The sequence below is a fragment of the Deltaproteobacteria bacterium genome (assembly GCA_029210625.1).
GTDB lineage: Bacteria > Myxococcota > Myxococcia > SLRQ01 > SLRQ01 > JARGFU01.
This window is the reverse complement of sequence record JARGFU010000002.1, coordinates 1-14,699: the sequence shown is the minus strand read 5'-3', so window position 1 is coordinate 14,699 and position 14,699 is coordinate 1. Positions and strand designations below refer to the sequence as shown.

Annotated in this window: 11 protein-coding genes; 5 read left to right on the top strand and 6 right to left on the bottom strand. The window is 72.2% G+C overall.

The window, feature by feature from the left end; translation table 11 throughout:
- Positions 1-50 precede the first annotated feature (50 nt).
- The 3 genes from P1V51_02270 to msrA all read left to right on the top strand — a co-directional run bounded on the left by P1V51_02270 (position 51) and on the right by msrA (position 3,783).
- On the top strand, positions 51-1,070 hold the full coding sequence (locus P1V51_02270; GenBank protein ID MDF1561838.1) for a hypothetical protein: 1,020 nt from the start codon (positions 51-53) through the stop codon (positions 1,068-1,070).
- Complete coding sequence (locus tag P1V51_02265) at positions 1,067-3,091, top strand: tetratricopeptide repeat protein (protein ID MDF1561837.1); 2,025 nt, start codon at positions 1,067-1,069, stop codon at positions 3,089-3,091. The genes P1V51_02270 and P1V51_02265 overlap by 4 nt, the downstream gene beginning before the upstream one ends.
- 92 nt (positions 3,092-3,183) lie before the next feature.
- Positions 3,184-3,783, top strand: coding sequence for a peptide-methionine (S)-S-oxide reductase MsrA (gene msrA / locus P1V51_02260; protein ID MDF1561836.1), 600 nt, complete (start codon positions 3,184-3,186; stop codon positions 3,781-3,783).
- On the opposite strand, the gene P1V51_02255 is transcribed toward msrA, so the two are convergent.
- The 3 genes from P1V51_02255 to rimK are packed head-to-tail and all read right to left on the bottom strand — an operon-like array spanning position 3,768 to position 6,077.
- A complete protein-coding gene (locus tag P1V51_02255) occupies positions 3,768-4,223 on the bottom strand; it encodes a RimK/LysX family protein (protein ID MDF1561835.1) in 456 nt (151 codons plus the stop codon). The two genes, msrA and P1V51_02255, sit on opposite strands and share 16 nt — an antisense overlap.
- Positions 4,220-5,140: a succinylglutamate desuccinylase/aspartoacylase family protein gene (locus tag P1V51_02250; protein MDF1561834.1), complete on the bottom strand. Its 921-nt coding sequence runs from the start codon at positions 5,138-5,140 to the stop codon at positions 4,220-4,222. The genes P1V51_02255 and P1V51_02250 overlap by 4 nt, the downstream gene beginning before the upstream one ends.
- Positions 5,141-5,174: 34 nt before the next feature.
- Positions 5,175-6,077: a 30S ribosomal protein S6--L-glutamate ligase gene (gene rimK, locus P1V51_02245; protein ID MDF1561833.1), complete on the bottom strand. Its 903-nt coding sequence runs from the start codon at positions 6,075-6,077 to the stop codon at positions 5,175-5,177.
- A 213-nt stretch (positions 6,078-6,290) separates the two neighbouring features.
- Here rimK and P1V51_02240 point away from each other — a divergent pair, with 213 nt between their 5' ends.
- Entirely contained in the window at positions 6,291-6,851 is a 561-nt protein-coding gene (locus P1V51_02240; GenBank protein MDF1561832.1) for a DUF502 domain-containing protein, read from the top strand.
- Positions 6,852-7,273: 422 nt separating this feature from the next.
- Here the strand turns inward: P1V51_02240 and P1V51_02235 are convergent, their stop codons facing one another.
- The 3 genes from P1V51_02235 to P1V51_02225 all read right to left on the bottom strand — a co-directional run bounded on the left by P1V51_02235 (position 7,274) and on the right by P1V51_02225 (position 11,470).
- On the bottom strand, positions 7,274-9,121 hold the full coding sequence (locus tag P1V51_02235; GenBank protein ID MDF1561831.1) for an acyl-CoA dehydrogenase: 1,848 nt from the start codon (positions 9,119-9,121) through the stop codon (positions 7,274-7,276).
- 119 nt (positions 9,122-9,240) lie between these two features.
- Complete coding sequence (locus P1V51_02230; protein ID MDF1561830.1) at positions 9,241-10,572, bottom strand: hypothetical protein; 1,332 nt, start codon at positions 10,570-10,572, stop codon at positions 9,241-9,243.
- A gap of 10 nt (positions 10,573-10,582) precedes the next feature.
- Complete coding sequence (locus P1V51_02225; GenBank protein MDF1561829.1) at positions 10,583-11,470, bottom strand: 2-oxo acid dehydrogenase subunit E2; 888 nt, start codon at positions 11,468-11,470, stop codon at positions 10,583-10,585.
- Between the two features lie 121 nt (positions 11,471-11,591).
- On the opposite strand from P1V51_02225, the gene P1V51_02220 reads away from it, so the two are divergent.
- Positions 11,592-14,627 carry a M28 family peptidase gene (locus P1V51_02220; GenBank protein ID MDF1561828.1) on the top strand — a complete coding sequence of 1,012 codons (3,036 nt, stop codon included), beginning with the start codon at positions 11,592-11,594 and terminating at the stop codon, positions 14,625-14,627.
- Positions 14,628-14,699 lie beyond the last annotated feature (72 nt).

Sequence of the window (14,699 nt, the reverse complement as noted above, 5' to 3'; positions counted from 1 at the left end):
GCAGGCGAAGGCCTGCCCTCTTTTCGACCGCGCTCCTGGAGATCGTGACGATGGCCTCGACACCCTGGATCGAAGACCCGGCCCTCCTGCCCGAGTGGCTCGATGGCCCCTCCCTGGACGCGCTGCGCGCCCCGGACGAGCAGCCCCCGGCGGCCCTGATCGCCGCCGGGCGCCTCCTGCGGGGCGGCCACCTCCCGGGGGGCGCCCGCAAGTCCCTCGAGGCCGGCCTGCGTGCCCTGGACCTGACCCACGCCGAGGCCGCCCTGCGGGCCAAGGTCGACGCCCTCTCGGACGGCCTGGAGGCGGGCCTGGTGGCCCTCGACGGCGGCAACGATCCCGCGGGCGTGGTGGCCGTGCTCGCCCGGCGCGACGATCTCGAGAGCCTCTCCTGGGCCCTCGGGCTGACCGGCCGGGAGGGCCTGGAGCGCGAGCTCCTGCGCCGCTGCCATGCCCTCGACGGCCGCGCCTCGGCCCGCCGCGACCGGATGGCCGCGGCCCTGCGCCACGACCCGGAGGTCCCCGCCTGGCTGCTGGCCATCGCCCGGCACACGCCCGGCGCCTGGTGGGCCAACCTCCTCCTCGCCGGGGAGCACCGCGAGGAGATCGAGCGCTTCCTCACCCGCCCCCTGGTGGGCTCGGCCCTGCAGGCCCTGGGCCTCTCCCCCCGGGCCCTGGAGCAGCTCTCCTCGCTGCAGTTCGGCGGTGAGGCCGCCTCCGAGCCCGAGGCCATCCTCGCTCGCCCCCTGGGCGCCCCGGTGGCCTCCCTCTTCGACGGCGAGGTGCTGGTGCACACCCACGGCCTGGCCGAGCACGACGACGAGACGCCGCCCGGCCTGGTGGTGCGCCACGCCGGGGGCGACTTCGACGCCATCCTCGAGGTCCGCCTCGAGCCCCAGGCCCCCGGCCTGCCCCACCGCTCCCCCCTGGCCCTGGCCTGGTGGGTGCCCCTGGCCGGCGCGGGCGCCGGGTCGCGCGCCCTGCGAGTCTCCCTGGCCGACCCCGAGGGGGGCGAGCCGCGCAGGGAGGCCCTTGCCATCACGCCCCTGGCCGGGGACGATCCGCAGGAGTGATCACGCCTGCCGACGCCCTGCGTCCCGTCCACGCCCTGCGGAGGGCCCTCGCGCGCCTGGAGGAGCTCGCCCGGGAGGGTGAGGCCGGCGATCCGCGCCGCGGCCCCCTGCGCCAGCGGGCCTGGAACCTCGCCCGCCTCCTGCCCCCGGGCTCCCTCGAGGAGGCCGAGGCCGAGGCCCTGCAGGCGCGCTTCCGGGAGGTGGGCGACACCGAGCTTCCCCTGCCCTCCCGGGCCTTCCGGCGGCCGGAGCCGCTCCTCGGCGCCACCTACTGGCTCTCCTCCCACGATCACCTCGGGGCGGTGATCCGGCTGGGCCTCCTCTCCCGCGAGGAGGGCGACCGCCCCTTCGCCTCCTTCTGGCCCGCCGTCGAGATCGACGAGGTCGCCCGCGACACGGCGGGCGAGGCCTACGCGCAGGCCGCCCGCGCCCTGGGCGCGCCGCCCCTGGAGCCCCTGCGCGGCTGGCACCGCCTGGTCTGCCTCGACCCCGGCCTCGACGCCCTGGAGCGGGTGGAGGGCAGCTCGATGGGCGCCGCCCTCCTGCTGATGCTCCTCTCCTGCTGGAGCGAGCGGCCGCTGCCCCAGGACATCGCGGTCACCGGCCACCTCGACGCCCAGGGGCGGCTGCGCCTGGGTGGCAACCGCGAGCGCAGCGTCGCGGCCAAGCGCGAGGCCCTGCGGCGAGAGCGCCCCTGCGTCGAGCGTCTCGTCGTGCCCGCGGGCCTCGGGCCGGAGGCCTTCGCCGGGGAGGGCCCGGAGCTGGTGCCGGTCGAGACCCTCGCGGAGCTCCTCTCCCTCTTCGGGCTCGAGGACGCCGCGGCGCCCCGCCCGCCCAGCGTGAGCAGCTGGCTGGACGCCGCCCACGAGGCGGCCTGGCTCGATCGCACCCGCTCGGTCCCGCCCCCCGTGCTGCTCGGGCGCCTGGAGGCCCTGCAGGACGCCTACGGCCACCTGGTGGCAGCGGCGGGCTGGGCCGAGGAGCCGCCCTGGGCGCTGGTGCAGGCCCACACCGAGACCCAGGTGCTGCTCTGCCGGTACCGGGCCTACGCCGGCGATCGCAAGGGCGCCATGGAGGCCGCCACCCACCTGCAGTGGCTCCTCGAGGAGGAGGGCGGCGCCAACCGCCCGAAGCACGCCGTGACCGCCCGCCTCCTCAACGCGCTGGCGAGCCTGCTCATCGAGCTGGGCCGCGGCGAGGAGGCCTGGCGCTACGCCGACGCGGCCCTCGGGGCGGCCCGGCAGGCGGGCGACGCGCTGGAGGCCGCGCGGATCCTCTCCACCCGGGGGCGCATCGCCGCGCACACGGGGGATGACGACGCCGCCCTGCTCCACCTCGCCGACGCCCTCGCCGCCTTCGAGGAGGCGGCCCCCTGGGAGGCGAACATCTCCCACTGCTACACCCTCGCTGCCCTCGCCCGGCTGGGGCGCCACGAGGAGGCCCGCGCCGCCCTCGAGCGGGCCGAGGCCGCCAACGACGGCGCCTCCGGCATGAGCGAGGGCTGGCAGGGGAGCAACGCCCTCTACCTGGCCCACGAGCGGCTGCGCCTGGCGCTCCTCTCGGGGGAGGACCTGGCGCCAGCGCTGGAGCGGGCCGAGCGCCTCCTCGACGCCCGGGCCCGGGGCCCCTGGCCGGCCGCCGTGATCCACTCCCGCATCGTCGAGGCCGCCCTGCGCCTGGGCGAGCTCGAGCGGGCGGCCGCCGCCCTCGAGGCGCTCTCCGGGCTGCGCGAGGCCCACCCGGTCCCGGTCGTGATCCTCCACCAGGGACGCGCGGCCGCGGCGACCCTGCGCCACCGGCTGGAGGAGGGCCTCGCGGTCGATCCCCTGCTGGAGGAGCTGGCCGAGCTCTGGGTGCGGGACCGGGCCGAGCGGGGCCCCCCGGCGCCCGAGGGGCCCGCCGCGGCGCTGCTGGCGGCGGTGCCCGAGGCGGAGGACGCCGCCTTCCTGGCGGAGCTTCCCCTCGCGCCGGGCGAGAAGGCCGCGGGCCTCGCCGCCCTGCTCGCCACCGACGTCTACTGAAGGCCGCCCGGGGCTCCGGCTGGCCCGCTCGCGGGGCGGGCGTAACCTCCTCTCGTCGCGGAGCGAAGTAGCGATCGAAAGGAAGCCCCGCCATGAAGCACCTGCGTCCCCTCCTCCTCGCCGCCCTCCTCCTGGGCACCGCCGCCCTCGTCGCCTCGGCCCGCGCCGGCGACGCCCCCACTCCCGCGCCGAAGCCGGCGGCGAAGGGCCAGGAGGTCGCCTACCTGGCCGGCGGCTGCTTCTGGGGGATGGAGGACCTGATCCGCGAGCTGCCCGGGGTGATCGACACCGAGGTCGGCTACACCGGCGGAGACCTCGCGAACGCGACCTACTCCGACGTGAAGGGCGGCGACAGCGGCCACGCCGAATCCGTGAGGATCGTCTTCGATCCGAAGAAGGTGAGCTACGGAGAGCTCCTCGACTTCTTCTTCCGGATCCACGACCCGACCACCCCGAACCGCCAGGGCAACGACCGGGGCACCCAGTACCGCTCGGCCATCTTCACCGTGGGCGAGAAGCAGGTGGCCGAGGCCCGGGCCGCCCTCGAGCGCGCCGGGAAGTCGGGCCGCTGGAAGAACCCGATCGTCACCCAGGTGGTGCCGGCCGGCCCCTTCTGGCCCGCCGAGAGCTACCACCAGGACTACCTGGAGAAGAACCCGAGCGGCTACACCTGCCACTACGTCCGGGACTGACGCCCCAGGAGGAAGGAGCGCCCCGGATCGATCCGCACCCGGCGGCGCAGGGCCTGGCGCCCCAGCAGCATCCGGAAGCCCATGAGGTCGCGGCGGGTCAGGGTGATCTCGATCGGCCAGCGCTCCTCGCCCAGCTGCAGCGTGGTGAGGATCACCGGCCGCAGCTCGGCCTTCCCGCTGGAGGAGCGGACCTGCCGCTCGTCGATCATCTCGGCGTGGACCTCGAGCTCGGGCGAGAGCGAGCGCTGGGTCGGGTGGACCCGGAAGGTGACGAAGCAGCGGCCCGCCCGGTGGTAGGTCCGCACGACGTCCGCGTGGAGCGCCGAGGTGCGCGCGCCGGTGTCGATCTTGGCCTTGATCCGCTCGATGCCGAGGGAGGGCAGCTCGACCCACTCCCGCCAGCCGATGAGGACCTTCGGGGGGCGGAGCTTCCTCTTCACGCCTCGAGCTCCGCCACGTGGACCAGGGCGTCGCCCTGGTAGACCTGGGCCGAGCGGTCCACCGCGATGACCAGGCCCGGTGAGCGGGCGCGCACCCGCGTCTCGTCCTTGCCGATGCCGTCGCCGATCACCGCCAGCACCTGACCCTGGGTGACCCGCTCGCCGAGATCGGCGCGCAGGTAGCAGAAGCCGCTGCGGCGGGCCCGGATCCAGCGGCTGCGCCGCGAGAAGAGGGCCGGCCCGCTGGGCGGGGGCGCCGGGCCCTCGATCATCCCCGCCTTCTCCATCACCCGGAGGATGCCGTTCACCCCCTCGCGGATGCCCGAGGGCGAGAAGCGCAGGGCGCCGCCGACCTCGAAGAGGAGCACCGGGATGTCCCGCTCGCAGGCGGCGGCGCGCAGGGAGCCGTCCCGCAGGTCCGAGTGGAGCGTGAGCGGTGCGCTGAAGGCCTCGGCGTAGGCGTGGGTCTCGGGGTGGTCGAGGTCGCAGCGCAGCTGCGGGTGGTTCTCGCGGCCGGCGGCGCCGGTGTGCAGATCGATGCCGAGGTCGCCGCGGATGACCACCTGCTGGAAGAAGAGGTGCGCCAGGCGCGAGGCCAGCGAGCCGCGGTTCGAGCCCGGGAAGGAGCGGTTGAGGTCCCGGCGGTCGGGCAGGTAGCGCGAGCCCTCCATCACCCCGAAGCCGTTCACGATCGGGGCGGCCAGGAGCGTCCCCGAGAGCTCGCGCGCGTCGAGGCGCGGGAGCAGGTCGTGGATGATGCCCACGCCGTTGAGCTCTTCACCGTGGATGGCGCCGGACAGCCAGAGGGTGGGCCCCGGGCGCCGCCCGTGCAGCACCACCAGGGGCAGGTTCATCCAGTTGCCCGAGGGCAGCCGGGCGACCGGGAGCTCGAGGTGAGCTCGCTTCCCGGCTCGCACCTCGTGCTCTCCGAGCCGGAACGAGGGGCGTCGTTCAGCCTTTGACACGGTCCTTCCGCCGCCCGGTGTGGGCGTTCTTCTCCAGGAAAGCGATGATCTTGTCGGCCACGTCCTTGCCGGAGGCGGCCTCGATGCCCTCGAGGCCCGGCGAGGAGTTCACCTCCATCACGACCGGACCGTGGTTCGAGCGCAGCATGTCGACGCCGGCCACCCGCAGCCCGAGGATCTTCGCCGAGCGCACCGCGGTGCTGCGCTCCTCGGGGGTGAGCCGGATCTTCTCGGCGCTGCCGCCGCGGTGGAGGTTCGAGCGGAACTCGCCCGGGGGCCCCTGCCGCTTCATCGCGGCGACCACCTTGCCGTCCACCACGAAGGCCCGGATGTCCGAGCCGCCGGCCTCCTTGATGAACTCCTGCACCAGGATGTTCGCGTCGAGCTGGCGAAACGCGCTGATCACCGACTCGGCCGCCTTGTAGGTCTCGGCCAGGACCACGCCGACGCCCTGGGTGCCCTCGATGAGCTTCACGATCAGGGGGGCGCCGCCCACCACGTCGATGATCCCATCCACGTCCTGGGTCGAGCGGGCGAAGCCGGTCACCGGCAGGCCGATCCCCTCGGCCGAGAGGAGCTGGAGGGCCCGCAGCTTGTCCCGGGAGCGGGCGATGGCCTGGGACTCGTTGGCCGAGAAGATGTTCATCATCTCGAACTGCCGCACGACCGCCGTCCCGTAGAAGGTCATCGAGGAGCCGATGCGCGGGATGATGGCGTCGAAGGAGAGCGCCTTGCCCTTGAAGAGCACCGCCGGGCGGTGGGAGGTGATGTTCATGTAGCAGCGCGAGTAGTCGACGACCGTGACGCTGTGGCCCCGCGCGCGGGCGGCCTCCTTGAGGCGCCGCGTCGAGTAGAGGGAGGGCTTGCGGGAGAGGATGCCGATCTTCAACTGCTGGGCTCGCTTTCGAAGCTGGGGTGCGGGTGCAGGCATACCCCAAAGGGGCTCGGGATCGACACGGAGAAAGGAGAGGGCAGCGAAAAGGATGGGTGGGTGCCGGGCGCCGGCGGGCCTAGGATGGGGGCCGTGGAGCCAGAACGCACGCCGCCGAGACACTTCGTCCGCAAGTACCTGATCACCGGTCTCTTGATCTGGGTGCCGGTGATGATCACCTTCTTCGTGCTGCGCTTCCTGGTCCAGCTGGTGGACAAGCTCCTCGTGCTGGTGCCGAAGGCCATCCGCCCCTCGGAGCTGCTCGGCTTCGAGATCCCGGGCCTGGGCATCCTCCTGGCCCTGGTCCTGCTCTTCCTCACGGGCCTGGCCGTCACCCACTTCTTCGGCCACCGGCTGGTCGCCGCCGGCGAGGCGCTCCTGGGCCGGATCCCCTTCGTCGGCAGCCTCTACCGGGGCAGCAAGCAGCTGGCCGAGACGGTGCTGGCGCCGGACAGCAAGTCGTTCCGCAAGGTCGTGCTGATCCGCTGGCCGCACCGGGACTCGCGGGCCATCGCCTTCCTCACCGGCTCGCGGCTGGGGGAGGTGCAGGAGAAGACCGAGTCGGAGGTGGTGGCGGTCTTCCTGCCCACGACGCCGAACCCGACCTCGGGCTTCATCCTCATGGTCCCGGCGGACGACGTGGTGGAGCTGGAGATGAGCGTGGACGAGGCCTTCCGGATGATCGTCTCCCTCGGGGTGGTCGTTCCCAAGTGGCCGCGGCAGGTGCACTGAGGTTCGCGGAAGGCTGAGGGCGCTCGAGGAGTCGAGTGCCGATCCGTGTCCCTGGCCTTCAGGGTCGCGGAGGCACCTCACGGTGGCCGGCAACAACGCCGAGCCAATGAAGAGCCTCTCCATCACTGCAATTCTGGTCCTCGCGCTGAGCCTGGCGGGCGTGGCGTGCGCAAAGGACTTCACGGACAGGTTCGAGTTCCCGGCGGAATGTTCAGTCCATTCCGTGCCGCTGGTCTCCATGGAGGTCCCGCTTCGCTACGGCCTCTTGCGGGGACCGAATCTCGCCCGGTGCGAGACCCGCAACCGGGCACCCCGAAACCGAAGCGACCCGCAGCCGGCGCCTAGCCGGATGCGGGTCGCGGAGCCGTGTACCCCTGGCCCGAGCTGGGGGGTGTGGGGGGAGCTGACGCTCCCCCCACTAGTCAGAAGGGCATGGTCATCGGCGTGACGTCGTCCGCCGAGATGGCCTTCGCCTTGCCGCGCGCCAGGGGCAGCTCGCGCGCCGCGTAGAAGTTCGCGGTCTGGATCTTGCCCTCGTAGTAGGCCGCCTCGGGATCGTCCTTGCACAGGCCCGCGCGGGCCTTGGCGTCGGAGAGATCCACGCCCTTGGCCTTGGCGATCGCCTCCAGCTTCGGCAGGGCCAGGGAGGCCTGCTCGAGGAGCAGCCAGCCGAGCACCACCAGGCCGAAGAGGTCGAGGTAGGGGGCGGCGTTCAGCACCGGCAGCATCGGGTTCTCGCGGCCCTCCTGGGCGAACTTCATCGTCACGCCGCCCAGATCCTGCAGCGCGCCGCCCAGGGCCTTCGAGGCGCCGGCCAGCTCGGGGTTCTCGGCGGTGGCGCCGATGGTGCCCATCACGATGGCCGAGAGGTCCTGCACCGCCTGGCCGCCGTTGAGGCCCAGCTTGCGGCCGACCAGGTCGAGGGCCTGCACGCCGTTGGTCCCCTCGTAGATCGAGGCGATCTTGGTGTCGCGCAGGTACTGCTCCACCGGGTACTCCGAGGTGTAGCCGTAGCCGCCCAGGGTCTGGACCGCCATCTCGATGGAGCGGAAGCCCATGTCGGAGGCGTAGGCCTTGCACACCGGGGTGAGCAGGGCGACCAGCCCCTCGTACTTGGCCCGCTCGGCCTCGTCCTCGGCGGCGTGGGAGAGGTCCTCCCAGATGGCCGTGCGCACCAGCAGGGCCCGGAGACCCTCGGAGATGGCCTTCTGCCAGGAGAGCATCCGGCGGACGTCGGGGTGGTGGATGATGGTGGTGGGCCTGGAGTCCTTGCCCTTCATCAGGTCGGGGCTCTGCACCCGCTCCTTGGCGTAGTCGAGGGCGTAGCGGAAGGCGGCGTTGGCGCCCGAGGCGCCCTGCAGGCCGACCGAGATCCGGGCCTCGTTCATCATCTGGAACATGGCCCGCATGCCCTTGTTCTCCTCGCCGAGGAGGTAGCCGTGGCAGGCCTCGTTCTCGCCGAAGACCATGGTGCAGGTGGGCGAGCCGTGGATGCCCATCTTGTGCTCGATGCCGGAGCAGCGCACGTCGTTGGGCTCACCGATGCTGCCGTCGGCGTTCACCCGGTACTTCGGCACGGCGAAGAGCGAGATGCCCTTGGTGCCCTCGGGGGCGCCCTCGATGCGGGCCAGCACGGCGTGGACGATATTGTCGGTGAGGTCGTGGTCGCCGAAGGTGATGAAGATCTTCTCACCCTCGATGAGGTAGTGGTCGCCGTCCCTCTTCGCCTTGGTGCGCAGGGCGCCGACGTCGGTGCCGGCCTGGGACTCGGTGAGGCACATCGTGCCGGCCCACTCTCCGGAGTACATCTTCTCGAGGTAGGTCTTCTTCAGCTCGTCGCTGCCGAAGACCTCGATGAGGTGGGCGCTGCCCACACCGAGGAGGGCGTTGAGGCAGAAGGAGAGGCAGGCGCCGAAGAAGAAGTCGTTGCAGGCCAGGCCCAGGGAGTAGGGCATGCCCATGCCGCCCCACTCGGCGGAGTGCGCCATGGAGAGCCAGCCGTTCTGGCTGAAGAGCTCGTAGGCGGGCTTGAAGCCCTCGGGGAGCGTCACCTTGCTGGTGGCCTTGTCGTAGGTCGCGCCGTTCTTGTCGGCGGGGCCGTTGAGCGGAGCGAGCTGCTCCCTCGCGAACTTGTAGGCCTCGTCGAGCATGGCCTCGGCGGTCTCCCGATCGAGCTCGGCGTACTTCGGGGTCTCGAGGAGCTTCTCGAAGCCACCCTGCTCGAAGAGCACGAACTTCAGGTCACGGACGTCGGCAGAGAACTCGGGCATGGAATGTCTCCTGGAAGGGGGTTCGTGGTGACCGGATCGGGTATCACGGAGCACCGCGTCATTCCAGCGTGGCGCAGCGCGGCATCCCACCCGGGACCTGACGGAAAGCCCCCTGGTGGCTAGCCCAGCGGCGGGAAGGTGAAGCGCCGCAGCCGCCGCGAGAGCGCGCCCTCCCCCAGCTGCCCCTCGAACCAGGCCTCGACCCGCCCGAGCTTGGGCTGCAGCAGCTTCGCCGTCGGGTGGGTGGGCACCAGGGCGTGGGCCAGCGCGTTGCGCATGTGCCCCAGGCCCTGCAGCCAGCCCAGGTCTCCCGGGGTGATGCGATCGGCGTCGAGGGCGCCGAGCAGCTGCACCGCCCGGCGGAAGAGGAGCGGCCCCTGGGCCGGCAGGGGCCGGTAGCCCTCGAAGAGCTGCTCCCCCAGCGCGTGGAAGCGGGCCTCGACCTCGGGATCGGGGAGCGGGATCACCGCGTGGTCGTCCGGATCGAGCGCGTGCTCGCAGCGCAGGACGAGATCGACCCAGCGCTCGACCGCGCCGTGGAGCAGGAGCAGGGCGTCGTCGAGATCGACCTGGGTCATGGCCCGGTGGGTCGCGGCGAGGTGGTTCAGGATCGCCGGCAGCCCCTCCTCGAGCCGCGCGGGGCGCTCGGGCACCCGGCGCAGCTCGCGCAGGGCCTCGAGGTTCTCCCCCACCCGCTCGCGGAGCTCGGCGGCCCAGGCCCAGCCCCCCTGCCCCTCGTGCTTCCGGGTCAGCTCGAGGAAGTCGGCCAGCGGCGCCTCGGCGGCCTCGAAGTCGAAGCGGTGCCAGGCGCCGTAGCCCGCGGCCAGGCTGGCCAGGGCCTCGGCCTCCCGCGGCTCGTAGAGCTGCCCGGCCAGCTCCCGGGCCCGGACCTCGGCGTCGGCGTAGCGGCCGCCGTCGAAGGCCTCGCGCACCCGCGCCAGCGCGTCGGTGCCGGAGGCCCGGGTCGGGCTCGCCAGGAGCCGCACCTGCTCCTCGCCCTCTGCCCCGGAGAGCAGCGCCAGCCGGGCCCCGGCGGCCTCGGCCACCAGCGCGCCGGCCGCCCGCCCCAGGGGATCGGCCCCGCTCACGTCCACCACCACCCGGGCCGGATCGAGCTTGCCGCGGGAGAGGAAGTCCCGGACCTCTCCGTAGAGGGCCGCCTCGGCCTCGCCCTCGAGCCACTGCTGCTCGATCCGATCGAAGGAGATCTCGCAGACCCGGGCCAGGGCCTCCATCAGGTTGGGGGCGCCGTCGTCCCCGGGCGGGCGGGCCAGGCGCAAGAGGAGGATCTGCTCGGGCGCCACCCAGGCCGCCACCCCGAGGGCCGGCCAGAGCTCGGTCCCCACGACGCAGACCAGCGCGCGGGGGCCCCGGGGCCGGCCCGGGGCCGCCTCACCCTGCGCGGCCAGGGTCCGGGCCGCGAGGAGCGCGCTCTCGGGGACGCCCTTCACCGCGCTCTCTTCAGGCGCCCTCGCCCTCGGCCGCCTCGAGCTGAGCGGGCTCGGCGCTCAGGTCGTCGATCGGATCGAAGTGCTCGAAGGGGTGCTCCATCCACTGGCGCATCACCCGGGCCATCACGGAGGCGTGCATCCCGTCGAGGACCCGGTGATCGAAGGTGGCCGAGATCCGCATGATCTTCCGGATCGCGATCTCGCCATCGACCACCACCGCCCGGTCCTTCACCTCACCCACCGCCAGCAGCAGGGGGATGCGGCTGTAGGGGACCAGGGGCACGTAGGCCTCGGAGAGCCCCAGGGAGCCGATGTTGGTGATCATCAGCGAGCCGAAGGCGTCCTTGGGCACGCCGAGCAAGCGCAGGTCGAGGTTGAGGGTGTAGCCGAGGAAGCCGATGAGGTTGAGGATCGGCCAGACCAGGAACCAGGGCAGGCTCCTGAAGAGGTTGCGGGAGGACTCGAGCTTCTCGTCCTCGCCCTTGCGCACCTTCTTCACCTGCGAGTCGAAGGCGTCCATCAGCTCGACGATGCTCATCTTCTCGGGGTCGTGGACCGTGGCGCCCGAGAGATCGATCTCGCCGGTCTCCGGATCCTCCATCGCGACCTGGAAGAAGACGCCGACCTGCTTGCGCACGTAGAGGCGGCCCCAGCGCAGGATCGAGTTGGCGTCGGGCATCTCCTCCATCACGGCCCCGGCGGTGCGGGCCAGGAGGTGGGTGACCGTCAGCTTGCGCCCGGTCTTCGCCCGGAACTGCTCGATGTACTCCATGGTCTCGGTGACATCGAGATCCATGCTGCCGTAGACGCTGGGGTCGTAGGCCGTCTTCCAGGTCCCCAGGGCGATCTTTCGGAACGACGAGAGATTCTGCTTGGGCTCGAGCTGCAGATTCGGCATGTCCTCTCCTCCCGGCGACCGGTGCGGTCCCCCCTCCTCTACTACCCCAAGGCGCCCGGCCGGGGCGAGCGACATCCGCGCGCCCTTGAAACCGGCGCCGAAGCAGGGAATTTTGCGCCCCATGAAGCCGACCTCTTCCGTGCTCGCCCTCGTCGCCGCCCTCCTCCTCGCCGCGCCGGCCCTCCTCCTCGGGGCCGGGGCCTGCGCCGCGCTGAAGCCGCCCCCGCGCCCGATCCGCCCCTCCACCGTCGAGGAGTACCGGGAGATCTTGCGGGCCCTGGCCTCGGACGCCCTCGAGGGACGGGGCGTGCGCACCGAGGGCAACAAGAAGGCCGCGGAGCTGCTGGCCCGCACCTTCGCCGACTCCGGCCTCGAGCCGGCCGGCGCCGAGGGCGGCTGGATGCAGTGCTTCGACCACCCGGTCGAGACGAAGGTCGAGACCCTCGAGCTCTCCCGCGAGGGCGAGGGGGTGGCCACGAGCAAGCTGGGCACGGCGCCCTTCTCGGTCTCGGCGCCCTTCGAGGGCGAGCTCTACTTCGTCGGCTACGGCATCCACGCCCCGGACGAGGGCTACAGCGACTACGAGGGCTTCGACGCCGCCGGCAAGGTCCTGCTGATGCTGCGCTTCGAGCCGCGGGAGAAGGACCCCGAGAGCCCGCTCAACGGTGACCGCCCCAGCCGGCACTCCGAGCTGCGCCGGAAGGTCTTCGAGGCGAAGGGCCGGGGCGCGAAGGCGGTCATCTTCGTCACCCCGCCGGAGGAGGGCGAGGAGCCCGACCGCAAGGTCGCCCGCCTCTCCCCCACCGAGGCCCAGAGCTCCGCCGGCCTGCCGGTGCTCCACCTCCTGCCCGCCGTGGCCGACGTCTGGCTCACCGCCGCCGGCACCGACCTGCTCTCGGAGGTGAAGGCCATCGACGAGACCTTCAAGAGCAGCCCCAAGAGCCTGGGCAAGGTGAAGGGGCAGGTCGTCCTCGAGCGCGAGCAGCGCAACCTCTGCAACGTGCTGGGCCGCCTGCCGGGCAAGGGCGCCCTGGCGGAGGAGACCGTCGTCATCGGCGCGCACTTCGACCACCTCGGCTACGGCCAGTCGGGCACCATGAGCCCCGGCGAGCGGGCCATCCACAACGGGGCCGACGACAACGCCTCGGGCGCCGCGGCCCTGCCCATCCTGGCCCGCCGCCTGCGGGCCTCCGAGGCCCTGGCCGGGGCCGAGAGCCACCGCAGCTTCGTCTTCGCCGCCTTCAACGGCGAGGAGGTGGGGCTGGCCGGCTCCTCCCACTACGTCGAGGCGCCGGTGGAGAAGCTCTCGGCCACCAACCTCATGCTCAACCTCGACATGATCGGCCGCATGAAGGACGACACCCTCGTCGTCCTCGGCACCGAGAGCGGCACCTCCATCGACGGCTGGACCCAGGAGGCCGCGACGCTCGCGGAGGTGAAGCTGCAGACCCAGGGCGACGGCTACGGCCCCAGCGACCAGACCCCCTTCTACGCCAACGGCGTGCCGGTGCTGCACTTCTTCACCGGCGCCCACGAGGACTACCACTCCCCCTCCGACGACGAGCCGAAGATCGACTACGACGGCGCCGAGAAGGTGATGGTCACCGTGGCCGGCGTGGCCCTGAAGGCCGCGACCGCCGAGACCCGGATCGCCTACCGCGAGAGCACCAGCGGCCCGACCTTCTCCGGCGACAGCCGGGGCTTCGGCGCCTGGCTCGGCACCATCCCCGACTACACCGCCATGAGCCCCGGCGCCGCCGGCGGCGTGAAGATCTCCGGGGTGAACCCCTCGGGCCCGGCGAAGACGGCCGGCCTGAAGGGCGGCGACGTGATCGTCTCGATGGGCGGCCGGGGCGTCGACAACCTCTACGACATGACCTTCGTCCTGCGCGATCACAAGCCGGGGGACGTCATCGAGGTGATCGTGAAGCGCGGTGAGGAGGAGCTCACCCTCGCCGCCACCCTCGGCGACCGCTCGGAGAAGAAGGGCGGCGGCAAGCACGGGGGCGGGCACGGCGCCGCCGCGAAGGAAGAGGAGAGCGAGGCAGCCGACGACGAGGAGGAGGCGGAGGAGGAGGACCACACCTCGCACTACGTCCGCAAGACGAAGGGGGCCTCCGGCCAGGCCGTGGCCGAGATCGCCGACGACGCGAAGATGGATCCGGTCACCCTCCTCTACCCGGGAGAGGAGCGGCACCTGAAGGACGTGAAGCAGCTGACCTTCGAGGGCGAGAACGCCGAGGCCTACTGGGCCCCCGACGGGAAGTCCCTCGTCTTCCAGGCCCGGGGCGGCAAGGTGAAGTGCGACCGCATCTACACCTACGATCTCGAGAAGGGGAAGGTGAAGCAGGTCTCCAGCGGCAAGGGCCGCACCACCTGCGCCTACTACACCTTCCCCGAGGGCAAGGAGATCGTCTACGCCTCCACCCACGAGGCCGGCAAGGAGTGCCCCCCCGAGCCCGACCACAGCCAGGGCTACGTCTGGGCCATCTACCCGGGCTACGAGATCTACCTGCAGGGGAAGCGGGGCAAGCCCGTGAACCTCACGAAGAGCCCCGGCTACGACGCCGAGGCCACGGTCTGCTTCGCGGACGGCCGGATGGTCTTCACCTCGACCCGCGACGGCGACCTCGACCTCTACCTGATGGACCCGAAGCACCCGGAGCAGGCGCCGACGCGGCTGACCTCCGAGCCCGGCTACGACGGCGGCGCCTTCTTCAGCCCCGACTGCTCGAAGCTGGTCTGGCGGGCCTCCCGCCCCGAGGGCGACGCGCTGATCGACTACCAGATCCTCCTGAGGAAGAACCTGGTGCGCCCCTCCCGGATGGAGATCTACGTGGGGAACGCCGACGGCAGCGAGGCCCGGCAGATCACCGACAACGGCGCGGCGAACTTCGCCCCCTACTTCCTGCCGGACAACCGGCGGGTCCTCTTCTCCTCCAACCTCGGCTCTTCCGGGCACCGCAACTTCGACATCTTCATGATCGACTCCGAGGCGGACGATCCCGAGGCCACCCTCGAGCGGATCACCCACTCCCCGGTCTTCGAGGCCTTCCCGATGTTCAGCCCCGACGGCAAGCAGCTGGTCTTCTCCTCCAACCGGAACGGCAAGAACGAGGGGGATACGAACCTCTTCCTGGCCACCTGGGTCGACTGACGCGGCGCGTCACCGGAGAATCGACCCGCATCCTCCCGATGACCGATACCGGCGCTTGACGGCGGCGTGTAC

Coding starts and splice junctions, on each gene's coding strand:
- P1V51_02220 (MDF1561828.1), top strand. CDS start 11,592: ATGAAGCCGACCTCTTCCGTGCTCGCCCTCGTCGCCGCCCTCCTCCTC.
- msrA (MDF1561836.1), top strand. CDS start 3,184: ATGAAGCACCTGCGTCCCCTCCTCCTCGCCGCCCTCCTCCTGGGCACC.
- P1V51_02240 (MDF1561832.1), top strand. CDS start 6,291: ATGATCACCTTCTTCGTGCTGCGCTTCCTGGTCCAGCTGGTGGACAAG.
- P1V51_02235 (MDF1561831.1), bottom strand. CDS start 9,121: ATGCCCGAGTTCTCTGCCGACGTCCGTGACCTGAAGTTCGTGCTCTTC.
- P1V51_02225 (MDF1561829.1), bottom strand. CDS start 11,470: ATGCCGAATCTGCAGCTCGAGCCCAAGCAGAATCTCTCGTCGTTCCGA.
- P1V51_02270 (MDF1561838.1), top strand. CDS start 51: ATGGCCTCGACACCCTGGATCGAAGACCCGGCCCTCCTGCCCGAGTGG.